The following is a 23,562-nucleotide window of genomic DNA, read 5'->3' as shown; positions in this document are numbered from 1 at the left end:
CCATTCGTACGGCGGCGGCCCAGGCGACCCTACGACAACTTCTTTGCGACCGGCACCCGTTCGAACCCGGTGTTCACCGCCCGGCCATGTGCCGTGGGACGCGGGAGGCGTCCCGCATACTGGTCGGGTCGTCGATGTCCGGGCCGGTGGGTCCGGCAACTTCCGCGCCGGGGAGCCTCGTTGCCGTTCACGCTGAGTCACGCGGCGGCCGTGCTGCCCGCCGTGCGCGCCGACGGCACCGGCCGTGGGCGCCTGGTGCCCGCCGTCCTCGTCGCGGGGTCGTTCGCTCCCGACATGACCTACTACGCGGCCAGTGTCCTGTCCGGGGCGATGGAGTTCGGCGACGTCACGCACTCCTTCCCCGGCGTCCTCACCGTCGACGTACTGCTGGCCTGGGCGCTGGTGGGGTTGTGGCTGCTGGTGCGCGAGCCGCTCGTGGCGCTGTTGCCACGGGCACGGCAGGGCCGTACCGCCGTCCTGACGCACTGCGGGGCGCCACGCGCGCGTGTCCGGCCGTCGACGGTGGCGCGGTGGTACGCGTCCGCGGTCCTCGGCGCGCTGACGCACGTCGTCTGGGACGCCTTCACCCACCTCGACCGGTGGGGCATGCGGGTGTTCCCGGTCCTCGGCGAGACGGTCGCGGGCTCGCCGTTGTACTGGTACCTCCAGTACGGCGGTTCGGCCGTCGCGGCGGTCGTGATCGCCGCGTTCGTCCTGCGCGCGCTGCGCCGGACCCCGGCGGCCGAGCCGCTCGGGGTGCCGGTGCTGTCGGCGCGCGACCGCTGGTGGGCGGCGGCCGTGATCGGCGGCTGCGCCCTGACCGCGGCGGCCCGCCGGGCGCTCCGCTGGTGGGACCGGTGGGGACCGGACAGCAAGCCCTACGAGCTGATCCCGACCCTGTGCTTCGGGGCGGGGGCGGGGCTGCTGCTGGGGGTCGTGCTGTACGCCGCAGGGGTGCGGTCGCGGCGCGGAACGGGGCGGCCCTCGCGGGAGAGGGACGAGGTGGGCGTCGGGTGAGCGTCGGTGAACGCCCGCCGGCCCGGATCAGCGCCCGCCGAAACGGTCGGCGCCGGGTGCCGCGGTCACGACGAAGACCGTGATGCGGCGCCCCGCGCGCGGCCGGGGGAGCCGGCGCAGGGCGGCGAGGCCGAGGGCCAGGTAGCCGCGGGCCGTCTCGGTCCCGAGACGCCAGGTGCCGTCCGGGCGGACGAGCAGGGCGAGGACCCGGCGCCGGAGACGTACGGCCGCCTCGCGCAGCGCCTTGAGAGGGGGACCGGGGACGCGGGGCGTCGCGGCGCCGGGCGCGAGGGCGGGAAGCGGTCGCCCCGAGGGCGTCGCGTCGGGGCCGAGCCGCCTTTTCCCGGCGGTGGCCGTGGCGTGAACGCGTGCGGAGGCCTTCCGGCGGTGAAGCATGCGTATACCCATGGCCGCATCCTGGCGGGCCCCCGCCCACGGGGGCCCCTTCTCGGGGGCCACGCGGGTGAGGGCCCTTCGGGGGACGCGGGGCCGTTCGGGGGCTGCGGGGGGGGTGAGGGGGCGCAGAAAAGCCGCGGGCGAACAGGCAGGCCGGTGGCGAGCGGGCAGGGCGCGGGAACCGGTGACGTGAGCGGTGAGCGCGCGAGGGGGTCGTACGGGGACGGGGCCGGTGCGAGCGCCGGGGAGCGGGCGGGCCGGGGAGCGGGCACCCAGGGGAAGGCACCCCGCCGCTGCGGGCGGGGTGCCTTCCCCTGGGTGCCGGTCCTAGTGGGCTGCCGACTCCCAGTCGGGGCCCGCGCCCACCGAGACGTCCAGGGGGGCCCTGAGGTGGACCGCGCCGGCCATTTCCCGGCGGACCAGTTCCTCCACGGCCGGCCGCTCGCCGGGGGCGATCTCCAGGACGATCTCGTCGTGGACCTGGAGGAGCATGCGGGACTTCAGCTCCGCCTCGCGCAGGGCCCCGTCCACCTTCAGCATGGCGATCTTGACGATGTCCGCCGCCGTGCCCTGGATCGGTGCGTTGAGAGCCATGCGCTCGGCCGCCTCGCGGCGCTGGCGGTTGTCGCTGTTGAGGTCGGGGAGGTAGCGGCGGCGACCGAAGAGCGTCGCCGTGTAGCCCGTCGCCCGGGCCTCCTCGACCGCCCGGCGCAGGTAGTCCCGCACTCCGCCGAACCGCTCGAAGTAGGCGTCCATCAGGGCGCGGGCCTCTCCCGCGTCGATGTTCAGCTGCTGGGACAGCCCGAACGCCGACAGGCCGTACGCCAGGCCGTACGACATCGCCTTGATCTTGCGGCGCATCTCCGCGTCCACGGCGTCCCGCTCGACGCCGAAGACCTGGGAGGCGGCCGTGGTGTGCAGGTCCTCGCCGGAGGTGAACGCCTCGATGAGGCCCTCGTCCTCGGAGAGGTGGGCCATCACCCGCAGTTCGATCTGGCTGTAGTCGGCCGTCATCAGGGACTCGAAGCCCTCGCCGACGACGAACCCGCGGCGGATCGCCCGGCCCTCGTCGGTGCGGACCGGGATGTTCTGGAGGTTGGGGTCCGTGGAGGACAGGCGGCCGGTCGCGGCGACCGTCTGGTTGAAGGTGGTGTGGATGCGGCCGTCGGCGGCGATCGTCTTGATCAGGCCCTCGACGGTGACGCGGAGCTTGGCCTGCTCACGGTGGCGGAGCATGATCACCGGGAGTTCGTTGTCCGTCTGGGCGGCGAGCCAGGCCAGAGCGTCGGCGTCCGTGGTGTAACCGGTCTTGGTCTTCTTCGTCTTCGGCAGCCCCAGCTCTCCGAAGAGGACCTCCTGGAGCTGCTTGGGCGAGCCGAGGTTGAACTCGTGCCCGGCGGCGGCGTGCGCCTCCTTCACCGCCTGCTGGACGGCGCCCGCGAACATCTGCTCCATGGCCTCCAGGTGCGCCCGGTCGGCGGCGATGCCGTGCCGCTCCAGGCGGGCGAGGAGGGTGGAGGTGGGCAGCTCCATGTCCTGGAGGAGGTCTGCCGCGCCGACCTCCTCCAGCCGGCCGCGGAAGGCCTCGCCGAGGTCGAGGATCGCGCGGGCCTGCACCATCAGCGCCTCGGCCTCGGCGCCCTCGTCCGCGCCGAAGGCGAGCTGGCCGTCGGCCGCGGCGGGCGGAGCCAGCTCCCGGCCCAGGTACTCCAGCGACAGCGCCTCCAGGTCGAAGGAGCGGCGGCCCGGCTTGACCAGGTAGGCGGCCAAGGCGGTGTCCATGGAGACGCCGGCGACGCTCCAGCCGTGCTCGGCGAGGACGCGCATGGCGCCCTTGGCGTTGTGCAGGACCTTGGGGCGGTCCTCGGCCGCCAGCCAGGCGGCCCAGGTGTTCTCGTCGGTCTCGTCCAGTTCGGCCGGGTCGAACCAGGCGGCGGGTCCGTCCGCCGCGGCGAGCGCGACCTCCGCGACCGCCCCGGTGCCCAGCGCCCAGGTGTCGACGGTGGCCACACCGAGGGGCGCGGCGCCGTGCTCGGTGAGCCAGGCGGTCAGCTCGCCCGTGCCCAGGACCGTGCCGTCCAGTGCCACGCCGGGGGCGACTGCCGGGCTCGCCTCGGCTTCCTGTGCGCCCGGGTCGACGGCGAGCAGCCGCTCGCGCAGCGACGGGTTCCGGATCTCCAGGGTGTCCAGGATCATCGCCAGGGCCGTGCGGTCGTACGGGGCGCGTTCGAGGTCGAGGACGGTGCCGGGCAGCTCGACGGTGCGGACCATCTCCGTGAGGCGGCGGTTGAGCTTGACGGCCTCCAGGTGGTCGCGGAGGTTCTGCCCGGCCTTGCCCTTGACCTCGTCGACCCGCTCGACCAGCTCCGCGAACGAACCGAACTGGTTGATCCACTTCGCGGCGGTCTTCTCGCCGACGCCCGGGATGCCCGGGAGGTTGTCGGACGGGTCGCCGCGCAGGGCCGCGAAGTCGGGGTACTGGGCGGGCGTCAACCCGTACTTCTCGACGACCTTCTCCGGGGTGAAGCGGGTCAGTTCGGAGACGCCCTTCGTGGGATAGAGCACCGTGGTGTGCTCGCTGACGAGCTGGAAGGAGTCGCGGTCGCCCGTGACGATCAGCACCTCGAAGCCCTCGGCCTCGGCCCGGGTGGCCAGCGTGGCGATCACGTCGTCGGCCTCGAAGCCGTCGACCGCGAACCGTGAGACGTGCATCGCGTCGAGCAGCTCGCCGATCAGCTCGACCTGGCCCTTGAACTCGTCCGGGGTCTTGGAACGGTTGGCCTTGTACTCGGTGAACTCCTCGGAGCGCCAGGTCTTGCGGGAGACGTCGAACGCCACCGCGAAGTGCGTGGGCGCCTCGTCACGCAGGGTGTTCGCCAGCATCGACGCGAAGCCGTAGATCGCGTTCGTCGGCTGGCCGGTCGCGGTGGTGAAGTTCTCCGCGGGCAGCGCGAAGAACGCGCGGTAGGCCAGCGAGTGCCCGTCCATGAGCATCAGGCGGGGCCGGCCGGCGCCGGAGGTGTTCTCGGTCGTCTTCGATGCTGTTTCTGCCACGCCCCCGATCCTGCCACGCCCCACCGACACTCCGGCCCCCGTGCGCCTCCGGCGGCCCGGGGCGCGGCCACGGCCCCCCTCCCCCTGCCCCCTGCCCCCTGCCCCCCGCCTCCCCGCCTCCTCACGTCCCCGCGCCCCTTGCTCCCGCACCCCGCCGCGCGCCCGCACGCCCGCCCCGTCGGTGTCGCGTGCAAGGATCGGTGGGAGTGGTCACCCGTGTCAGTGAAGGAGCGCCGCGATGGCAACGAAGCCGCCCAAGGCCGATCCGGTTCAGGACGCGCCGCAGGTCGCCGAGCCGCAGCACGCGGCGGCGGGGCTGCCGGCCATCGGTCACACCCTGCGGGCCGCCCAGCGGCAGATGGGGGTGAGGCGGACCGCGCTGACGCTGCTGCGCGTCAACCAGAAGGACGGTTTCGACTGTCCGGGCTGCGCCTGGCCGGAGCCGGACCACCGGCACGCGGCGGAGTTCTGCGAGAACGGCGCGAAGGCGGTCGCCGAGGAGGCCACCCTGCGCCGGGTCACCCCGGAGTTCTTCGCCGCGCACCCGGTCACCGACCTGGCGGACCGGAGCGGCTACTGGCTGGGCCAGCAGGGCCGGCTCACGCACCCGATGTACCTGCCCGAGGGCGGCGAGCACTACGAGCCGGTCTCCTGGGAGCGGGCCTTCGACATCGTCGCCGAGGAGATGGCGGCCCTGGCCTCCCCCGACGAGGCCGTGTTCTACACCTCGGGGCGCACGAGCAACGAGGCCGCGTTCCTCTACCAGCTGTTCGCGCGCGAGTGGGGCACCAACAACCTTCCCGACTGCTCCAACATGTGCCACGAGTCGTCCGGTTCGGCCCTCGTGGAGACGATCGGCATCGGCAAGGGCAGCGTCCTGCTCGAGGACCTGTACCAGGCCGACCTGATCATCGTCGCCGGCCAGAACCCGGGCACCAACCATCCGCGGATGCTCTCCGCCCTGGAGAAGGCCAAGGCGGGCGGCGCGCGGATCGTGAGCGTGAACCCGCTGCCGGAGGCCGGCCTGGAGCGCTTCAAGAACCCGCAGACCGCGCGGGGCATGCTCAAGGGCGCCGCCCTGACCGACCTGTTCCTCCAGATCCGCCTGGGCGGCGACCAGGCCCTGTTCCGTCTCCTCAACAAGCTGATCATCGAGACCGAGGGCGCGGTCGACGAACGTTTCGTCGCCGAACACACCCACGGCTACGAGGAGTTCGCCGCGGCCGCCCGCGACGCCGACTGGGACGCGACGCTCGCCGCGACCGGGCTCACGCGCGCGGAGATCGAGGAGGCCCTGCGCATGGTGCTGGCCTCGGAGCGCGTCATCGTGTGCTGGGCGATGGGCCTCACCCAGCACAAGCACTCCGTACCGACCATCCGCGAGGTGGTCAACTTCCTGCTGCTGCGCGGCAACATCGGCCGTCCGGGCGCGGGCGTCTGCCCGGTGCGCGGTCATTCGAACGTGCAGGGCGACCGCACCATGGGCATCTTCGAGCGTCCGGCTCCGGCCTTCCTGGACGCCCTGGAGCGGGAGTTCGGCTTCGCGCCGCCGCGCGAGCACGGCTTCGACGTCGTACGGGCCATCCGGGCGCTGCGGGACGGCGAGGCGAAGGTCTTCTTCGCCATGGGCGGCAACTTCGTGTCCGCCTCCCCCGACACGGAGGTCACCGAGGCGGCGATGCGGCGGGCCCGGCTGACGGTGCACGTGTCGACGAAGCTCAACCGCTCGCACGTCGTCACGGGCGCGCGTGCCCTGATCCTGCCGACGCTCGGCCGTACCGAGCGCGACGTGCAGGACGGCGGCGAGCAGTTCGTGACCGTCGAGGACTCCATGGGCATGGTGCACGCCTCCCGCGGGCGGCTGGCGCCCGCGAGCGCGCGGCTGCTGTCCGAGCCGGCCATCGTGTGCCGGCTGGCGCGCCGGGTGCTGGGCGAGGGCAGCCGGGTGCCGTGGGAGGAGTTCGAGAAGGACTACGCGGCGATCCGGGACCGCATCGCGCGCGTGGTCCCCGGTTTCGAGGACTTCAACGCGCGCGTCGCCCGCCCCGGCGGCTTCGCGCTGCCGCACGCCCCGCGCGACGAGCGCCGCTTCCCCACGGCCACCGGCAAGGCCAACTTCACGGCCGCGCCGGTGGAGTTCCCCGAGCTGCCCGCGGGCCGCCTCCTGCTGCAGACGCTGCGCTCGCACGACCAGTACAACACCACCGTCTACGGGCTCGACGACCGCTACCGGGGCATCACGAACGGCCGCCGGGTCGTCCTGGTCAGCCCCGAGGACATCCGGACGCTCGGCCTCGCCGACGGCTCCTACGTGGACCTGGTGAGCGAGTGGCGGGACGGGGTGGAGCGGCGGGCGCCCGGCTTCCGGGTGGTGTCCTACCCGACGGCGCGGGGCTGCGCGGCAGCGTACTACCCGGAGACCAACGTCCTGGTGCCGCTGGACGCCACCGCGGACACCAGCAACACCCCGGCCAGCAAGTCCGTCGTCGTCCGTCTGGAACAATCGGCGACCGACTGAGCGTTTGCTCAGCCGACACGGTCCCCGTACCGGTCACGACACGGGTCACGACGAACGGAGCAGGTCCCGATGGGCGAGCAGCAGCACGTGAAGTTCCCGCAGGAGGTCGTCGACGAGTACGCGGCGCTCGGCATAGACCTGGGCGCCCTCTTCTCCGCCGGGCACCTGGGCACCCGCATGGGCGTGCAGATCGTCGAGGCGTCCGCCGAGCGGGTCGTCGGCACGATGCCCGTCGAGGGCAACACCCAGCCGTACGGACTGCTGCACGGCGGCGCCTCGGCGGTGCTGGCGGAGACCCTCGGTTCGGTCGGCGCCATGCTGCACGGCGGCAGCTCCAAGATCGCCGTCGGTGTCGACCTCAACTGCACCCACCACCGCGGCGTCCGCTCCGGCCTGGTCACGGGCGTGGCCACGCCCGTGCACCGGGGCCGGTCCACGGCGACGTACGAGATCGTGATCAGCGACGAGGCGGACAAGCGGGTGTGCACGGCACGCCTGACGTGTCTGCTGCGGGACCTGAACCCCGGCGACGCCGCGCCCGCGGCCGGCTGACCGCACCGGCGCTGCTCCCCTCCCCCGGCCCTCCCCGCCCGTTGCCCGCCGCCGCCTCCGCGGCCTAGCGTCGGGGGATGGCAACGGGAGGGCCCCTCTGGCCGCGGGCGGCGCGACGGCCCGCGACGGCACGGCGAACCGGAACGGCACGACGGACCGCAACGGCACGACGGACCGGAACGGCACGGCGGCCCGCGGCGCGCCGGTCCGCGCCGGCCCGGCGGTTCGGGGCGCCCCGGTGGGCCGCCACGGCGCGGGGCCTCGGGGCGCTCCTCGGCGCGGGCGTGCTGGCGACGGCCTGCGCCGGTCCCGGCGCCGCCGGGGCCCGGGGCACCCCGGTGCCCTCCGCGACTCCGCCCGAGGTGCTGTGCGCCCGGATCGTCGCCCACTGGTCGCGCGAGGTGCTGGACGGCGGCGGCTACGGGGACTATCAGTCGATGGGGCTCTCCGGCGGCCAGTACGACATCCTGCGGTCGGTCGTGGACGCCGCGCGGGCCGCGAAGGAACGCGAAGGCGCCCGCGCCGCCGACGAGTTGATCGGCCGTCAGGCGCGCGAGGACTGTGTCGCCCGGTACCGCTCCGGTACCCCGGACGGGGGTCCGTGGCGGTGAGCGGCGGGGTCGGCCCCGTCGAGCCGGGTGAGGGCACGCGCGCGCGGGAGGCCGAGGAGGGCCGGGGGGCGGCCGCCTCGCGCCTGCGGCCGGGCCTGCTTCCCGGGCGTCACCGCCGGGCCGTGCTCGGGGCGTTGACGGCCCTCGCCCTGCTGGCCGGCGGCGGTCTGCTCTGGGCGACGCGGCCGCAGGAGCGCCAACGGGCCGTCCCGGCACCGCCGTTCCCGTCCCAGGTCGTGGACGTCGCGTATCTGGGGCCGCTCACGGTGCCGCCGGGCACCCGGCCGCGGACCTTCGCGCTGGAGGTGCTGCTCAGCGTGGAGTCGGGCCCGCCGGTCACGACGACGCGGCTGGCGCAGCCGTACGCGGGGATCCTCCTGACGTCGGCGCCGCGCTCACCTTTCCGCACGAAGGCCGGTTCCGCCCGCAAGATCGTCATCACGATGCATGTGACGGATTGCGGAAATGTGCCGGCGGATGCCGGGCTGCCTTTCCTGGACGTAACTCTGCGTAATGCGCGCGCAATACAGGACCACAGTTTCATCCTCGGCTCCCGGTATGCCCAGGACCTCTCCCAGGCCCTACAAGTCGCCTGTAGCAACGAATCTTCGTAATCACCAAAACGGCTGAGACGCCTGAAACCATCAAGGTCCGTCCTGCGGATTCTCAGCATGCGGACAGGGCGAATCGGCCTGAATTCCACGGTTCCACCCTCTGAGTACCGCTCTGCATTACCTCGTGTCATAACAAGAGAGTCACAGCATGGGCCAGAGCCTCCTCCGCGTTACCTTCACCCGTTTAGAGTCACGGCCAGTCACCGCGCAGCTGGAATACCCCTTCGGCCCCAGCGCTCGACTCGGCCTCTTCCAGGGGGGAGGGCCGCCCAGGGAAAGGACTGGAACGTGCGTCAACGTTCGCTCATCGCCATCACCGCTGCGCTGTCCGCGGGAGCACTCACCCTCACTGCCTGCGGCTCGCGCGACAGCGACGACAAGGGCTCCGACAGCGGCGGCGGCACCACCGTCACCATCGGCGTCGACGCCCCGCTGACCGGCGACCTGTCCGCGCTGGGCCTCGGCATCAAGAACTCCGTCGACCTGGCCGCCAAGACGGCCAACAAGAAGAAGTACGTCGACGGCGTCACCTTCAAGATCGAGGCGCTCGACGACCAGGCGCAGCCGTCCTCCGGCCAGCAGAACGCCACCAAGCTGGTCGCCGACAAGTCCGTCCTCGGCGTGGTCGGCCCGCTGAACTCCTCCGTCGCCGAGTCGATGCAGAAGGTCTTCGACGACGCCAAGCTGGTCGAGGTCTCCCCGGCCAACACCAACCCGGCGCTGACCCAGGGCACCGACTGGCAGAACTCCAAGAAGCGCGTCTACAACTCGTACTTCCGCACCGCGACCACGGACGCCATCCAGGGCCCGTTCGCCGCCCAGTACCTGTTCAACGACGCCAAGAAGAAGAAGGTCTTCGTCATCGACGACAAGAAGACCTACGGCGCCGGCCTGGCCGCCACCTTCACCAAGGAGTTCCAGAAGCTCGGCGGCGCGGTCGCGGGCACCGAGCACATCAACCCGGACAGCAAGGACTTCTCGGCCATCGCCACGAAGGTCAAGAACTCCGGCGCCGACGTCGTCTACTACGGCGGCGAGTACCCGCAGGCCGGCCCGCTGAGCAAGCAGATCAAGGCCGCCGGCGCCAAGATCCCCGTGGTCGGCGGCGACGGCATCTACAGCGCCGACTTCATCAAGCTGGCCGGCGCCACCGCCGCCGGCGACCTGGCCACCTCGGTCGGCGCGCCGGTCGAGGAGCTGCCCTCCGCCAAGGAGTTCGTGGCCAACTACAAGGCCGAGGGCTACAAGGAGGCCTTCGAGGCCTACGGCGGCTACTCCTACGACTCGGCCTGGGCGATCATCGAGGCCGTGAAGAAGGTCGTCGACGACAACGACGGCAAGCTCCCGGACGACGCCCGCGCCAAGGTCACGGCCGCCATGCAGAACGTCTCCTTCGACGGTGTGACCGGCAAGGTCTCCTTCGACGAGTTCGGTGACGCCACCAACAAGCAGCTCACCGTGTACGCCGTCGAGAACGGCGCCTGGAAGTCGGTGAAGTCCGGCACCTACACCGGCTGACCCACCCGCATCACCGAGCCGCGCGGGGCGCTGTTCCACTGGCGCCCCGCGCGGACCCACATCCGGACACATCCGTCGAAAACATCCGAACGTCTCGGAGGACATGCGGTGAACGAACTGCCGCAGCAGCTGGTCAACGGCCTGCTACTGGGATCCATGTACGGGCTGGTCGCCATTGGCTACACGATGGTCTACGGCATCGTCCAGCTCATCAACTTCGCCCACGGCGAGATCTTCATGACGGGCGCCTTCGGGGCTCTCTCCGTCTACCTCTGGGTACTGCCCAACGGCACGACCATGTGGATAGCCCTGCCGCTCATGCTCATCGGCGCCATGCTGGTCGCCGCCCTCGTCGCCATCGGAGCGGAACGGTTCGCCTACCGCCCCCTGCGCGGCGCACCCCGGCTCGCCCCCCTCATCACCGCCATCGGCCTCTCCCTGGCCCTCCAGCAGGCGGTCTGGGCCTGGTACCCGGAGGCCAAGTCCGCCCGCACCTTCCCCCAGATCGAGGGTGGCCCCTTCCACCTCGGCGACATCACCATCCAGACCGGTGACGTCTTCCTGCTCGCCGCCGCCCCCATCAGCATGGCCGTCCTCGCCTACTTCGTCATGAAGACCCGCACCGGACGCGGCATGCAGGCCACCGCCCAGGACCCCGACACCGCCAAGCTCATGGGCGTCAACACCGACCGCATCATCGTGATCGCCTTCGCCCTCGGCGCGATCTTCGCCGCCGTCGGCGGCGTCGCCTACGGCCTCAAGTACGGCCAGATCGACTACCGCATGGGCTTCATCCTCGGCCTCAAGGCCTTCACCGCGGCAGTCCTCGGCGGCATCGGCAACATCTACGGCGCCATGATCGGCGGCGTCGTCCTCGGCATCGCCGAAACCCTGGCCACCGCCTACATCGCCGACATCCCCGGCATGGACAAGTTCGGCAGCCAGTCCTGGGCCGACGTCTGGGCCTTCGTACTTCTCATCCTCGTACTGCTGTTCAGGCCACAAGGCCTGCTCGGCGAACGCGTCGCGGACAGGGCGTGACACCGATGACCACACAGACCACCGCACCCGGCACCCCCAGCACCCCCGCCGCCGCACCGGCCACCGGCCTCATCGGCATCCCCGAACACCTCGGCCGCGCCCTCGCCACCGGCGGCGGCGCCCTCACCGTCGTCTCCACCTTCCTCGCCTGGACCTGGACGGCCGCCTTCCCCGGCGACCTCACCGTCTACGGCTACCCCGGCGGACTCCAGGTCCTCGCCCTCATCGGCGGCACCCTCACCACCCTCCTCGGCCTGTCCTCCTACGGCGTGAAGGGCCTCGGCTGGCTCACCCCCGCCGGCGCCGACGGCGCCATCAAGTTCGCCGCCCTCGCCGCCTTCGCCACCGTCTGGTACACGGTCGTCGCGATCACCGTCGACCTCGGCGGCGTCGTCAACCTCGAACCCGGCGGCTTCGTCGCCGCCCTCGCCACCCTGATCGCCCTCCTCGGCGCCCTCGCCCTCCCCTTCGAGCGGCCCGCACCCGAACCCCACGACCCCGACGACACCGGCTGGGAACTGTTCCGCCACCGCCTGCGCGCCGCCCGGGACATCACCAAGGCCGCCTTCGCCGGCGGCACCCCCCGCCCCGTCGGCACCCTGCCCCCCTACGCCGAGATCCTCATCATCGTCGCCGTCCTCGGCCTCGGCCTCACCGTCTTCACCTACGGCATCGGCACCGAGTACGACGAACTCTTCATCGGCTTCCTCATCACCGCCGCCTTCGGCTTCGCCGCACTCAACAAGGCCGGACTGGTCAACCAGGCCTCCCAGATCACCGCCCGGCACCAGAACATCACCATCTGCGGCGCCTTCGTCGCAGCCGCGATGTTCCCCTTCACCCAGACCGACGACCAGTACGCCACCGTCGGCGTCTACATCCTGATCTTCGGCACCGTCGCCCTCGGCCTCAACATCGTCGTCGGCCTCGCCGGCCTCCTCGACCTCGGATACGTCGCCTTCCTCGGCGTCGGCGCCTACGCCGCCGCCATGGTCTCCGGCTCCCCCAGCTCCCCCTTCGACGTGCACTTCCCCTTCTGGGCCGCCGTCCTGGTCGGCGCCGCCGCCTCCCTGATCTTCGGCGTCCTCATCGGCGCCCCGACCCTGCGACTGCGCGGCGACTACCTCGCCATCGTCACCCTCGGCTTCGGCGAGATCTTCCGCATCACCGCCAACAACCTCGACGGCACCTCCGGCCCCGACGTCACCAACGGCTCCAACGGCATCTCCTCCATCCCGAACCTCAACATCCTCGGGTTCGACTTCGGAACCGAGCACGCCATCGCCGGATTCACCATCGGCCGCTTCGCCAACTACTTCTTCCTCATGCTCATCATCACGGCAATCGTCGTCCTCGTCTTCCGGCGCAGCGGCGACTCCCGCATCGGACGCGCCTGGGTCGCCATCCGCGAGGACGAGACCGCCGCACTCGCCATGGGCATCAACGGCTTCCGCGTCAAACTCATCGCCTTCGCCGTCGGCGCCTCCCTCGCCGGCCTCGCCGGCACCGTCCAGGCCCACGTCACCTACACCGTGACCCCCGAGCAGTACCTCTTCGCCGGCCCCATCCCGCCCAACTCCGCCTTCCTCCTCGCCGCCGTCGTCCTCGGCGGCATGGGCACCATCAGCGGACCCCTCATCGGCGCCGCACTGCTCTTCCTCATCCCCAACAAACTCCAGTTCCTCGGCGACTACCAGCTCTTCGCCTTCGGCCTCGCACTCATCCTCCTGATGCGCTTCCGCCCCGAGGGCCTCATCCCCAACCGGCGACGTCAGCTCGAGTTCCACGAGGACGCGGAAGCTCCCACCGTCCTGACGAAGGCAGGGGCCTGACCACCATGACCACCGACACCACCACCACGGTCGCCCCCACCGGCGAAAGGGTCCTCGACGCCCGCGGCGTCACCATGCGCTTCGGCGGCCTCACCGCCGTCCGCGACGTCGACCTCCACGTCAACGCCGGAGAAATCGTCGGCCTCATCGGCCCCAACGGCGCCGGAAAAACCACCTTCTTCAACTGCCTCACCGGCCTCTACATCCCCACCGAGGGCGAAGTCCGCTACAAGGGCACCGTCCTACCCCCCAAATCCTTCAAGGTCACCGCCGCCGGCATCGCCCGCACCTTCCAGAACATCCGCCTGTTCGCCAACATGACGGTCCTGGAAAACGTCCTCGTCGGCCGCCACACCCGCACCAAAGAAGGCTTCTGGTCCGCCGTCCTGCGCCTCCCCGGCTTCCACAAGGCCGAAGCCACCTCCCGCGCACGCGCCATGGAACTCCTCGAGTTCGTCGGCCTGGACAAGAAGGCCGACCACCTCGCACGCAACCTGCCCTACGGCGAACAGCGCAAGCTGGAGATCGCCCGAGCACTCGCCAGCGAACCCGGCCTGCTCCTCCTCGACGAACCCACCGCCGGCATGAACCCCCAGGAGACGCGAGCCACCGAAGAACTGGTCTTCGCCATCCGCGACCAGGGCATCGCCGTCCTCGTCATCGAGCACGACATGCGCTTCATCTTCAACCTCTGCGACCGCGTCGCCGTCCTCGTCCAGGGCGAAAAGCTCGTCGAAGGCGACAGCGCCACCGTGCAGGGCGACGACCGCGTCGTCGCCGCCTACCTCGGCGAACCCTACGAGGACGCACCCGGCGCCGAGGAGATCGCCGAAGTCGAGGCCGCCGAAGCGCACGCCGAGACCACGACGGACGCCACGCCCGCCAAGGAGAACGACCGATGACCGCACTGCTCGAAGTCGAGGACCTCCGGGTCGCCTACGGCAAGATCGAAGCCGTCAAGGGCATCTCCTTCAAGGTCGACGCCGGCGAGGTCGTCACCCTCATCGGCACCAACGGCGCCGGCAAGACCACCACCCTGCGCACCCTGTCCGGCCTCCTCAAGCCCGTCGGCGGCCAGATCAAATTCAACGGCAAGTCACTGAAGAAGATCCCCGCCCACGACATCGTCTCGCTGGGACTCGCCCACTCCCCCGAGGGCCGGCACATCTTCCCCCGCATGACGATCGAGGACAACCTCCGCCTCGGCGCCTTCCTCCGCAACGACAAAGCGGGCATCGAGAAGGACATCCAGCGCGCCTACGACCTCTTCCCCATCCTCGGAGAGCGCCGCAAGCAGGCCGCCGGCACCCTCTCCGGCGGAGAACAGCAGATGCTCGCCATGGGCCGCGCCCTCATGTCCCAGCCGAAACTGCTGATGCTCGACGAACCCTCGATGGGCCTGTCCCCCATCATGATGCAGAAGATCATGGCGACCATCGCGGAACTGAAGTCCCAGGGCATGACCATCCTGCTCATCGAGCAGAACGCCCAGGCGGCACTCTCGCTCGCCGACCACGGCCACGTCATGGAGATCGGCAAGATCGTGCTCTCCGGCACCGGCCGGGACCTCCTGCACGACGAGTCCGTCCGCAAGGCCTACCTCGGCGAGGACTGAACCGACCCCGCACACGAAGAGGCCCGCACCCCCGGACCGAACCGGGGGCGCGGGCCTCTCCGCATGTGCGCGGCGACGCCTCAGCCCTTGGACGCCTTCTTCTCGTCCGCGTCCTGGATGACGGCCTCCGCCACCTGCTGCATCGACATCCGCCGGTCCATCGACGTCTTCTGGATCCAGCGGAACGCCGCCGGCTCGGTCAGCCCGTACTCCGTCTGCAGGATCGACTTCGCCCGGTCGACCAGCTTGCGGGTCTCCAGCCGCAGCGTGAGGTCCGCGACCTCGTTCTCCAGCTCACGCAGCTCCGTGAACCGCGAGACGGCCATCTCGATCGCCGGAACCACGTCGCTCTTGCTGAACGGCTTCACCAGGTACGCCATCGCCCCCGCGTCCCGCGCCCGCTCGACGAGGTCGCGCTGCGAGAACGCGGTCAGCATCAGCACCGGCGCGATGCGCTCCTCGGCGATCTTCTCGGCGGCGGAGATGCCGTCCAGCTTCGGCATCTTCACGTCGAGGATGACCAGGTCCGGCTTGTGCTCACGGGCGAGCTCGACGGCCTGCTCGCCGTCACCGGCCTCGCCGACGACGGTGTAGCCCTCCTCCTCCAGCATCTCTTTGAGGTCGAGGCGGATCAGCGCCTCGTCCTCGGCGATGACGACACGGGTCGTCAGCGGAGGCACGTGCGACTTGTCGTCGTCGGGCGCGTCTACGGGCTGGGGCGACTCGGGGGCGGTCACGGGGGCTCCTTGTTACGGGCCGGGCAAGTGCTGCTCCCGTAGAGCCTACCTAGCTGCAGCTCGACGCGGTCACCCGGTACACTCCTCTCTGGCTGGCTAGCCGGGTTGGCGCAACTGGCTGACGCGGAGGTCTCAAACACCTCTGTCCGAAAGGACATGTGGGTTCGAATCCCATACCCGGCACCGATAAGCGGAGGATCACGTTCGCGTGATCTTCCGTTTTTTGCTGCGCACGGTGACGGTGGGCCACGCACCGTATTCACATGAACTTCCACAGCGTCGAGGTTCGACAGGCTGCCGTCACGTTGCTGCGCAACGGCGCCCGGAACGCTGACGTGGCTCGTCAGCTCAACATCCCTCTGGGCACAATCGGCTATTGGAAGCACCTGGACCGCGCCAAACGCGGCGAGTGTCCTGGCTCGCATGACCCGAGGTGCCCCCGGTGCGACGGTCGGGAGCTGGACGAGACGGCATACAGCTACCTCTTGGGGCTCTATCTCGGCGACGGCCACATCAGCCACTATTCAGAGCACCGCGTGCCCAACCTCATGATCACTTGCGCTGAATCGTGGCCCGGCCTCATGGATGAATGTGAGCAGGCCATGCGCGCAGTCTTCCCCGACAACTCCGTCTGCCGGGTGCGCAGGACGGGTTGCCGCAACGTGAAGGTCTACTCGAAGCACCTGCACTGCCTCTTCCCCCAACACGGCCCGGGCAAGAAGCACGAGCGTCGCATCACTCTCGCCCCCTGGCAGCAGGCCATCGTCGATGCGCACCCTTGGGAGTTCATCCGCGGTCTCATCCACTCCGACGGATGTCGCATCACCAACTGGACCGAGAAAACCGTCGGCGGCAAGATCAAGCGCTACGAATATCCTCGTTACTTCTTCGCCAACAAGTCGGACGACATCCGGAAGCTCTTCGCTGACACCCTCGACAAGGTCGGCGTCGAGTGGACCACTCTCGCTCGCGGCAGCGATCCGTTCAACATCTCCGTCGCCCGCAAAGCCTCTGTCGCCCTGCTCGACACCCACGTGGGCCCCAAGCACTGACCCGCCCGGCCCCTACTTGGGCCTGTCGTCCTCCCCGACGTGGTGGACGCGGACCAGGTTCGTCGAGCCGGACACCCCCGGCGGCGAACCGGCCGTGATCACCACCACGTCGCCCTTCTCGCAGCGGCCGTGGCGCAGCAGGAGTTCGTCGACCTGGTCGACCATCGCGTCGGTGGAGCCGACGGGTGGGACGAGGAAGGTCTCGACGCCCCAGGTGAGGTTGAGCTGGGAGCGGGTGGCGGGTTCGGGGGTGAAGGCGAGGAGGGGGATCGGGGAGCGGTAGCGGGAGAGGCGGCGGGCGGTGTCGCCGGTCTGGGTGAAGGCGATGAGGAGTTTGGCGTCGAGGAAGTCGCCGATCTCGGCGGCGGCCCGGGCGACGGCGCCGCCCTGGGTGCGGGGTTTGTTGCGTTCGGTGAGGGGTGGGAGGCCGGCTGCGAGGATGTCTTCTTCGGCGGCTTCGAGGATCTTGGCCATGGTGCGGACGGTCTGGACGGCGTGTTTGCCGACGCTGGTCTCGCCGGAGAGCATGACGGCGTCGGTGCCGTCGATGACGGCGTTGGCGACGTCGGAGGCTTCGGCGCGGGTGGGGCGGGAGTTGTCGATCATGGAGTCGAGCATCTGGGTGGCGACGATCACCGGCTTGGCGTTGCGCCTGGCGAGTTTGACGGCGCGTTTTTGGACGATGGGGACCTGTTCCAGGGGCATCTCGACGCCGAGGTCGCCGCGGGCGACCATGATGCCGTCGAAGGCGGCGACGATGTCGTCGATGTTCTCGACGGCCTGGGGTTTCTCGATCTTGGCGATGACGGGCAGTCGGCGGCCTTCCTCGTCCATGATGCGGTGGACGTCGAGGATGTCGCGGCCGCTGCGGACGAAGGAGAGGGCGATGACGTCGAGGCCGGTGCGCAGGGCCCAGCGGAGGTCTTCTTCGTCCTTCTTGGACAGGGCGGGGACGGAGACGGCGACTCCGGGGAGGTTGAGGCCTTTGTGGTCGGAGATGATGCCGCCTTCGACGACGCGGGTGTGGATGCGGGGGCCGTCGATGTCGGTGACTTCCAGGCAGACCTTGCCGTCGTCGACGAGGATGCGTTCGCCGGGGGAGACGTCGTCGGCGAGGCCGGCGTAGGTGGTTCCGCAGGTGTGGCGGTCGCCTGCCACGCCTTCTTCGACGGTGACGGTGAAGGTGTCGCCGCGTTCGAGGAGGACGGGTCCTTCGGTGAAGTGGCCGAGGCGGATCTTGGGGCCCTGGAGGTCGGCGAGGGTGCCGACGCTGTGGCCGGTCTCGTCGGAGGCCTTGCGGACGTGGTGGTAGCGCTCCTCGTGCTCGGCGTGGTCGCCGTGGCTGAGGTTGAGGCGGGCGATGTCCATTCCGGCTTCGACGAGGGATTTGATCCGGTCGTAGGAGTCGGTGGCGGGGCCCAGGGTGCAGACGATTTTCGCTCGGCGCATGAGTCGAGCCTATGTCTTACCCGGCGGTAGCGAATTCGCGGGACATGGCCGCTCAACAACCTTTGCGTGAAGGGATGTTGACGGGTGCGGCATTGTGCGCCCGGCTGCTCCGATGAGCATCCGCACGGGCGCCCGAATTCCTCGAACGGATGAATTCACAGGTGCGGAGGGAGCATGGTGAATTGCGCTCTCACCTCGGCGCGCACCCGTATCCGCTGCGGTTCGAGGTCGAGGGGTTCGGGCGGTGCGTCCTCCGGGGCGGCGGTTCTGCGGAGGGTCCGGCGTTCGAGGGCGCCCTGCGGGTGTCCGCCTGTGGCTTCGCCGCCGAGGTCGGCCAGCTCGATCAGGGCGGCCAGGGAGGTGTCCAGCGCTTCGGCGTACTCGGTCGCGCGTCGTACGGCGTCCCGTACCGCCTGCCGGCGGGCCTCGCGGTGGACCGGTGAGTCGGGGCGCAGTTCCCACCAGGGGCCGTCGATGCGGGTGAGGTGGAGGTCGGCGAGGCGGGTGGTGAGGTCGCCGAGGGCGGTGAAGTCGGTCAGGGCGGTGGTGACGTGGACGTGGCCGTGGTGGCCGCGGACGCGTTCGCCGCGGCCGTGCGGGGTGAGTTCGGGGGCGAGGGAGAAGGCGCCGGTGGACACCTCGGTGACGGTGTCGCCGTAGGACCTGATCAGGTCGAGGACGTCGGTGTTGCGGCGGGTGAGGTCGTCGAGGGTGGTGCGGCGGTCCCGGCCGCGGGCGGTGACGGTGATGCCGAGGCGGGCGATCTCGGGGTCGGCATCGAGGGTGGTCTCGCCGCGGACGAGGAGGAGGGGGGCATCGGGGGTGCCGTGGGCGGCGGGTGTGGCCATACGTCCCACTCTGGCAGTCCTTACCTGGTTATGGGGTGGCTGCCGGGTGGTTGCGGTCATCAGATCGAAACCTGCGGGGTCTGTTGTCGTTTGCCATGACCGGGTCAGAATCTACGCGCGTCCGGCTGCGCGCGCCCTTCGTTCGCGCGCGTCTGTCTACGCGCGTCATTGGTCGTCGCCCGAGGAGCACAGCATGCCGTTGAACCGCCGGAAGTTCCTGAAGAAGTCCGCCGTGACCGGGGCGGGGGTGGCGGTCGCGGGCGCGGTCGCGGCACCGGCGGCGCAGGCGGCGGTGCCCGGGAAGCCGGCCAGGCCCGCCAAGCGGTACGCGCTGACCGTGCTGGGCACGACGGACCTGCACGGGCACGTCTTCAACTGGGACTACTTCAAGGACGCGGAGTACTCGGACGCCAAGGGCAACGCGCAGGGCCTGGCGCGCGTCTCGACCCTGGTGAACGCGATCCGCAAGGAGCGGGGCCGGGAGAACACGCTGCTCCTGGACGCGGGCGACACGATCCAGGGCACGCCGCTGACGTACTACTACGCCAAGGTGGACCCGATCACCGCCAAGGGTGGTCCGGTGCACCCGATGGCGCAGGCGATGAACGCGATCGGGTACGACGCGGTGGCGCTCGGCAACCACGAGTTCAACTACGGCATCGAGACGCTCCGCAAGTTCGAGGAGCAGTGCGACTTCCCGCTGCTCGGGGCGAACGCGCTGGACGCGAAGACGTTGAAGCCGGCGTTCCCGCCCTACTTCATGAAGACGTTCTGTGTGAAGGGCGCGCCGCCGGTGAAGGTGGCGGTGCTGGGCCTGACCAACCCGGGCATCGCGATCTGGGACAAGGCGTACGTGCAGGGGAAGCTGACCTTCCCGGGTCTGGAGGAGCAGGCGGCGAAGTGGGTGCCGAAGCTGCGGTCGATGGGTGCGGACGTGGTCGTGGTGTCGGCGCACTCGGGTTCCTCGGGCACGTCGTCGTACGGTGACCAGCTGCCGTACGTGGAGAACTCGGCGGCGCTGGTGGCGCAGCGGGTGCCGGGGATCGACGCGATCCTGGTGGGGCACGCGCACGTGGAGATCCCGGAGCTGAAGGTCGTCAACGAGGAGACGGGGAAGACGGTCGTGCTGTCGGAGCCGCTGGCCTACGCGGAGCGGCTGTCGCTGTTCGACATCGAGTTGGTCTTCGCCCGGGGCCGCTGGAGCGTGGAGTCGGTGGCGGCGTCGGTGCTGAACTCCAACACGGTCGCCGACGATCCGAGGATCACCAGGCTGCTGTCGGACGAGCACGCCAAGGTCGTCGAGTACGTCAACCAGGTCGTCGGCACGGCGACGGACACGCTGACCACGGTCGAGGCGCGTTACAAGGACGCCCCGATCATCGATCTGATCACCAAGGTGCAGGAGGATGTGGTGAAGGCGGCTCTGGCGGGCACGTCGTACGCGTCCCTGCCGGTGATCGCGCAGGCGTCGCCGTTCTCGCGGACCTCGGAGATCCCGGCGGGCGAGGTGACGATCCGGGATCTGTCGAGCCTGTACGTGTACGACAACACGCTGGTCGCGAAGCTGATGACGGGCGCCCAGGTGCGGGCGTACCTGGAGTACTCGGCGGAGTACTTCGTGCAGACGGCGGCGGACGCGGTCGTGGACGTGGCGAAGCTGACGAACGCCGGCGGTCGTCCGGACTACAACTACGACTACGTGTCGGGGCTGTCGTACGACATCGACGTCGCGCAGCCGGCCGGTTCGCGGATCAGGAACCTGACGTACGGCGGGGCGGCGCTGGAGGACGACCGGCAGTTCGTGCTGGCGGTGAACAACTACCGGGCCAACGGCGGTGGTGCGTTCCCGCACGTGGCGTCGGCGCGGGAGTTGTGGGCGGAGTCGACGGAGATCCGGACGCGGATCGCGGAGTGGGTGACGGCGAAGGGCGTGCTGGACCCGAAGGACTTCGCGTCGGTGGACTGGAGGCTGACGCGCGACGGTACGCCCGTCTTCTAGGCGGCGGGGAGCGACCACGACGAAGGGCCGTGCGGGCCGGGGCCGCCGCCCCCGGCCCCCGGCCCGCTTCCGGTGCGGACGTGTCGTCCCGCGACCGCGTTGACGGTGCTACGCCGTTGTGCCCTGCCTGATCCGCAGGGCGCGTCGCAGGTCGTCCAGCTGGTCCGCCAGCTTGCGGCGCAGGGACGGGGTGGGGTCCGCCTCGCGCAGGCAGGTCTCGCCCAGGGCCAGGTTCTCGGCGTCGACGGCGTGCGCGGGGAAGGCCCAGCGGCCGACGGCGTCCGCGATGGCGGGGCCGCGGCGGGCCGCCACGGCGACCGCGGCGTCGTAGAAGCGCGGCACGTACTGCCGTACGAGGTCGGCCTGTTCGGGCTGCCAGAAGCCCTGGGCGGTGGCGGTGAAGAGGTAGTTGGACAGGTCGTCGCCGTCGAACATCGCGGCCCAGGCCGTGCGCTTGGCCTCCTCGTCGGGCAGGGCGGCGCGGCATCGGGCGGCGCCTTCGCGGCCGTTGGCGGACGGGTCGCGTTCCTGTTCGGCGGTGATGGCGGCCTCGTCGGCGGCGCCGAGGACGGCGAGCCGGGCGAGGACGCGCCAGCGCAGGTCGGGGTCGAGTTCGGGTCCGCCGGGGACGGTGCCTTCGGAGAGCCAGGCGGCGATGGTCTCCGGGTGGGCGGCGACGTCGATGAAGTGGCGTACGGCGATCAGGCGCAGGCCGGGGTGGTCGCCGTCCTCGGTGCGGCGGATGAGGTCGCGGCACAGCGAGGACAGGGTCGCCAGGGCGGCGGGGCGCTCCTCGGGGGTGAGGTGGCGGTCGGCGATCTGGGTGGACGCGAAGGCGAGGACGCCTTGGACGAGGGCCAGGTCGGTCTCGCGGGGGAGGTGGACGCGGGCGGTCTCCAGGTAGGCGCCGGGGGCGAGTTCGCCGTCGCGGACCGCGTCGCGCAGGGCGTTCCAGACGACGGCGCGGGTCAGCGGGTCGGGCAGCCGGGACAGGCTCGTGCCGACGGACTCGGCGGACGCGGCGTCGAAGCGGACCTTGGTGTAGGTGAGGTCGCCGTCGTTGAGCAGGAGCAGCGCGGGGGGCTTGCCGATGGGCTGCGGCGTGCTCTGCGGGATGTCGATGTCGACGCGTTCGCGCAGGGTGAGGCGGCCCTCGTCGTCGGAGAGGTCGTGGTCGTACAGGCCGACGGCGATGCGGTGCGGGCGGCTGCCGGTGTGCTCGACGGTGAGGGCGCAGGTGCCGGCCTCGGTGGTGACGGTCGGGGTGAGGGTGTCGACGCCGGTGGTGCGCAGCCAGGCGTCGGCCCAGGCGTGGACGTCGCGTTCGGTGGCGGAGGCGAGGGAGTCGATGAAGTCGGCGAGGGTCGCGTTGGCGAACTTGTGGCGCGCGAAGTGGGTGTTGATGCCGGCCAGGAAGTCCTTCTCGCCGAGCCAGGTCACCAGCTGGCGCAGGGCGGAGGCGCCCTTGGCGTAGGAGATGCCGTCGAAGTTGAGGAGCGCGGAGGCGGTGTCGGCGACGTCCTCGGGGGCGACGGGGTGGGTGGAGGGGCGCTGGTCGGCGTCGTAGCCCCAGGCCTTGCGGACGACGCCGAACTCGGTCCAGGTGTCGGTGAAGCGGGTGGCCTCGGCGGTGGTCTGGTAGCCCATGTACTCGGCGAAGGACTCGTTCAGCCAGATGTCGTCCCACCACCTGAGGGTGACGAGGTCGCCGAACCACATGTGGGCCATCTCGTGGGCGATGACCATGGCGCGGGTCTGGCGCTCGGTGTCGGTGACGGCGGAGCGGTAGACGAATTCGTCGCGGAAGGTGACGAGGCCGGGGTTCTCCATGGCGCCGGCGTTGAACTCGGGGACGAACGCCTGGTCGTAGGAGTCGAAGGGGTAGGGCTCGGTGAACTTCTCGTGGTAGCGGTCGAAGCAGGCGCGGGTGACGTCGAGGATCTCGTCGGCGTCGGCGTCGAGGTGGGGTGCGAGGGAGCGGCGGCAGTGGATGCCGAAGGGCAGGTCGCGGTGTTCGGTGCGCACGGAGTGCCAGGGGCCGGCGGCGACGGCGACGAGGTAGGTGGAGATCGGCGGGGTGGTGGCGGCCCGCCAGCGGCCCTCGCCGAGGTGCTCGGTGACGCCGTTGGCGAGGACGGTCCAGCCCGCGGGGGCCTTGACCGACAGGTCGAAGACGGCCTTGAGGTCGGGCTGGTCGAAGGCGGCGAAGACGCGCTGGACGTCGTCCATGAACATCTGCGTGTAGACGTAGGTCTCGCCGTCGGCGGGGTCGGTGAAGCGGTGCATGCCCTCGCCGGTGCGGGAGTAGCGCATGCTCGCGGTGATCCGCAGTTCGTGTTCGCCGGCGGCGAGGTTCTTCAGGGGCAGCCGGTTGTCGTCCAGGGTCTGCGGGTCGAGGGTCTCGCCGTCGAGGACGGCGGAGCGCAGCTCGGCAGGCTTCAGCTCGACGAAGGTGTCGGCGCCCGTGCGCGCGGTGAACCGGATCACGGTGCGGGACTCGAAGGTCTCGTCTCCGGTGGTCAGGTCCAGTTCGATGGTGTAGCGGTGGACGTCGAGGTGCTGGGCACGGGTCTGCGCTTCGTCGCGCGTCAGTACGGACATGCAGGCCATGCTGCCCGATGCCGCAGGCCGGGCACAGGGGCGGATCGGTACGCGCCGTTTGTCCCCCGTCCGCGCGTGCGCCGGGAGGGTGGGATTCCGGTGCCGACG

At 70.6% G+C, this 23,562-nt stretch carries 18 protein-coding genes and 1 tRNA gene; 13 read left to right on the top strand and 6 right to left on the bottom strand.

Features of this window, described 5'->3' with window-relative positions:
- Nucleotides 1-180 precede the first annotated feature (180 nt).
- On the top strand, nucleotides 181-1,017 hold the full coding sequence (locus ACH4N1_RS31670; protein ID WP_398103098.1) for a DUF4184 family protein: 837 nt from the start codon (nucleotides 181-183) through the stop codon (nucleotides 1,015-1,017).
- Between the two features lie 27 nt (nucleotides 1,018-1,044).
- Here the strand turns inward: ACH4N1_RS31670 and ACH4N1_RS31665 are convergent, their stop codons facing one another.
- Nucleotides 1,045-1,425 (bottom strand): hypothetical protein, encoded by a 381-nt coding sequence (locus ACH4N1_RS31665; RefSeq protein ID WP_398103095.1) that lies wholly within the window; start codon nucleotides 1,423-1,425, stop codon nucleotides 1,045-1,047.
- 315 nt (nucleotides 1,426-1,740) lie between these two features.
- The gene (gene polA, locus ACH4N1_RS31660) at nucleotides 1,741-4,467 is read right to left on the bottom strand and encodes a DNA polymerase I (protein WP_398103092.1); all 2,727 of its coding nucleotides are present in this window, start codon (nucleotides 4,465-4,467) and stop codon (nucleotides 1,741-1,743) included.
- Nucleotides 4,468-4,705: 238 nt separating this feature from the next.
- Here polA and ACH4N1_RS31655 point away from each other — a divergent pair, with 238 nt between their 5' ends.
- The 9 genes from ACH4N1_RS31655 (at nucleotide 4,706) to ACH4N1_RS31615 (ending at nucleotide 14,768) form a co-directional block, all read left to right on the top strand.
- Nucleotides 4,706-6,985 carry an FdhF/YdeP family oxidoreductase gene (locus tag ACH4N1_RS31655; RefSeq protein WP_398103089.1) on the top strand — a complete coding sequence of 760 codons (2,280 nt, stop codon included), beginning with the start codon at nucleotides 4,706-4,708 and terminating at the stop codon, nucleotides 6,983-6,985.
- A gap of 69 nt (nucleotides 6,986-7,054) precedes the next feature.
- On the top strand, nucleotides 7,055-7,537 hold the full coding sequence (locus tag ACH4N1_RS31650; protein WP_398103086.1) for a PaaI family thioesterase: 483 nt from the start codon (nucleotides 7,055-7,057) through the stop codon (nucleotides 7,535-7,537).
- A gap of 338 nt (nucleotides 7,538-7,875) precedes the next feature.
- The gene (locus tag ACH4N1_RS31645; protein WP_398103083.1) at nucleotides 7,876-8,148 is read left to right on the top strand and encodes a hypothetical protein; all 273 of its coding nucleotides are present in this window, start codon (nucleotides 7,876-7,878) and stop codon (nucleotides 8,146-8,148) included.
- Nucleotides 8,145-8,762: a Tat pathway signal sequence domain protein gene (locus ACH4N1_RS31640; RefSeq protein WP_398103080.1), complete on the top strand. Its 618-nt coding sequence runs from the start codon at nucleotides 8,145-8,147 to the stop codon at nucleotides 8,760-8,762. Before ACH4N1_RS31645 ends, ACH4N1_RS31640 begins: the two co-directional genes overlap by 4 nt.
- A gap of 288 nt (nucleotides 8,763-9,050) precedes the next feature.
- Nucleotides 9,051-10,280, top strand: a complete 1,230-nt coding sequence (locus tag ACH4N1_RS31635) for a branched-chain amino acid ABC transporter substrate-binding protein (RefSeq protein ID WP_398103079.1) — start codon at nucleotides 9,051-9,053, stop codon at nucleotides 10,278-10,280.
- Between the two features lie 108 nt (nucleotides 10,281-10,388).
- Complete coding sequence (locus ACH4N1_RS31630) at nucleotides 10,389-11,321, top strand: branched-chain amino acid ABC transporter permease (protein ID WP_398103076.1); 933 nt, start codon at nucleotides 10,389-10,391, stop codon at nucleotides 11,319-11,321.
- 5 nt (nucleotides 11,322-11,326) lie between these two features.
- Nucleotides 11,327-13,153 carry a branched-chain amino acid ABC transporter permease gene (locus ACH4N1_RS31625; protein WP_398103071.1) on the top strand — a complete coding sequence of 609 codons (1,827 nt, stop codon included), beginning with the start codon at nucleotides 11,327-11,329 and terminating at the stop codon, nucleotides 13,151-13,153.
- A gap of 5 nt (nucleotides 13,154-13,158) precedes the next feature.
- A complete protein-coding gene (locus ACH4N1_RS31620) occupies nucleotides 13,159-14,055 on the top strand; it encodes an ABC transporter ATP-binding protein (protein ID WP_398103068.1) in 897 nt (298 codons plus the stop codon).
- A complete protein-coding gene (locus ACH4N1_RS31615; RefSeq protein WP_398103065.1) occupies nucleotides 14,052-14,768 on the top strand; it encodes an ABC transporter ATP-binding protein in 717 nt (238 codons plus the stop codon). The genes ACH4N1_RS31620 and ACH4N1_RS31615 overlap by 4 nt, the downstream gene beginning before the upstream one ends.
- Nucleotides 14,769-14,848: 80 nt before the next feature.
- On the opposite strand, the gene ACH4N1_RS31610 is transcribed toward ACH4N1_RS31615, so the two are convergent.
- Nucleotides 14,849-15,505, bottom strand: coding sequence for an ANTAR domain-containing response regulator (locus tag ACH4N1_RS31610; RefSeq protein WP_086771301.1), 657 nt, complete (start codon nucleotides 15,503-15,505; stop codon nucleotides 14,849-14,851).
- Between the two features lie 99 nt (nucleotides 15,506-15,604).
- Here ACH4N1_RS31610 and ACH4N1_RS31605 point away from each other — a divergent pair.
- Together ACH4N1_RS31605 and ACH4N1_RS31600 are read left to right on the top strand one after the other, a co-directional pair.
- Nucleotides 15,605-15,688, top strand: a tRNA-Leu gene (locus ACH4N1_RS31605).
- A gap of 80 nt (nucleotides 15,689-15,768) precedes the next feature.
- Complete coding sequence (locus tag ACH4N1_RS31600; RefSeq protein ID WP_398103062.1) at nucleotides 15,769-16,557, top strand: helix-turn-helix domain-containing protein; 789 nt, start codon at nucleotides 15,769-15,771, stop codon at nucleotides 16,555-16,557.
- 12 nt (nucleotides 16,558-16,569) lie between these two features.
- Here the strand turns inward: ACH4N1_RS31600 and pyk are convergent, their stop codons facing one another.
- Both pyk and ACH4N1_RS31590 read right to left on the bottom strand, forming a co-directional pair.
- A complete protein-coding gene (gene pyk, locus ACH4N1_RS31595; RefSeq protein WP_398103059.1) occupies nucleotides 16,570-18,006 on the bottom strand; it encodes a pyruvate kinase in 1,437 nt (478 codons plus the stop codon).
- Between the two features lie 155 nt (nucleotides 18,007-18,161).
- Complete coding sequence (locus ACH4N1_RS31590; RefSeq protein ID WP_398103056.1) at nucleotides 18,162-18,854, bottom strand: SIMPL domain-containing protein; 693 nt, start codon at nucleotides 18,852-18,854, stop codon at nucleotides 18,162-18,164.
- 193 nt (nucleotides 18,855-19,047) lie between these two features.
- Here ACH4N1_RS31590 and ACH4N1_RS31585 point away from each other — a divergent pair, with 193 nt between their 5' ends.
- A complete protein-coding gene (locus tag ACH4N1_RS31585; protein ID WP_398103053.1) occupies nucleotides 19,048-20,853 on the top strand; it encodes a bifunctional metallophosphatase/5'-nucleotidase in 1,806 nt (601 codons plus the stop codon).
- A gap of 108 nt (nucleotides 20,854-20,961) precedes the next feature.
- Here ACH4N1_RS31585 and pepN read toward each other — a convergent pair whose 3' ends face one another.
- Nucleotides 20,962-23,454 (bottom strand): aminopeptidase N, encoded by a 2,493-nt coding sequence (pepN, locus tag ACH4N1_RS31580; RefSeq protein ID WP_398103050.1) that lies wholly within the window; start codon nucleotides 23,452-23,454, stop codon nucleotides 20,962-20,964.
- Between the last annotated feature and the right edge of the window lie 108 nt (nucleotides 23,455-23,562).

It is taken from the genome of Streptomyces sp. NPDC017202 (assembly GCF_044331705.1).
Taxonomy (GTDB): domain Bacteria; phylum Actinomycetota; class Actinomycetes; order Streptomycetales; family Streptomycetaceae; genus Streptomyces.
Note: the sequence above shows the minus strand (reverse complement) of the source record. Positions and strands in the feature narration are given on the sequence as shown.

What these genes read in the sequence shown, in the direction of transcription:
- pyk (WP_398103059.1), bottom strand. Translation starts at nt 18,006, where the DNA reads ATGCGCCGAGCGAAAATCGTCTGCACCCTGGGCCCCGCCACCGACTCC.
- ACH4N1_RS31625 (WP_398103071.1), top strand. Translation starts at nt 11,327, where the DNA reads ATGACCACACAGACCACCGCACCCGGCACCCCCAGCACCCCCGCCGCC.
- ACH4N1_RS31620 (WP_398103068.1), top strand. Translation starts at nt 13,159, where the DNA reads ATGACCACCGACACCACCACCACGGTCGCCCCCACCGGCGAAAGGGTC.
- ACH4N1_RS31615 (WP_398103065.1), top strand. Translation starts at nt 14,052, where the DNA reads ATGACCGCACTGCTCGAAGTCGAGGACCTCCGGGTCGCCTACGGCAAG.
- pepN (WP_398103050.1), bottom strand. Translation starts at nt 23,454, where the DNA reads ATGTCCGTACTGACGCGCGACGAAGCGCAGACCCGTGCCCAGCACCTC.
- ACH4N1_RS31650 (WP_398103086.1), top strand. Translation starts at nt 7,055, where the DNA reads ATGGGCGAGCAGCAGCACGTGAAGTTCCCGCAGGAGGTCGTCGACGAG.
- ACH4N1_RS31665 (WP_398103095.1), bottom strand. Translation starts at nt 1,425, where the DNA reads ATGGGTATACGCATGCTTCACCGCCGGAAGGCCTCCGCACGCGTTCAC.
- ACH4N1_RS31585 (WP_398103053.1), top strand. Translation starts at nt 19,048, where the DNA reads ATGCCGTTGAACCGCCGGAAGTTCCTGAAGAAGTCCGCCGTGACCGGG.
- ACH4N1_RS31655 (WP_398103089.1), top strand. Translation starts at nt 4,706, where the DNA reads ATGGCAACGAAGCCGCCCAAGGCCGATCCGGTTCAGGACGCGCCGCAG.
- ACH4N1_RS31600 (WP_398103062.1), top strand. Translation starts at nt 15,769, where the DNA reads ATGAACTTCCACAGCGTCGAGGTTCGACAGGCTGCCGTCACGTTGCTG.
- ACH4N1_RS31590 (WP_398103056.1), bottom strand. Translation starts at nt 18,854, where the DNA reads ATGGCCACACCCGCCGCCCACGGCACCCCCGATGCCCCCCTCCTCCTC.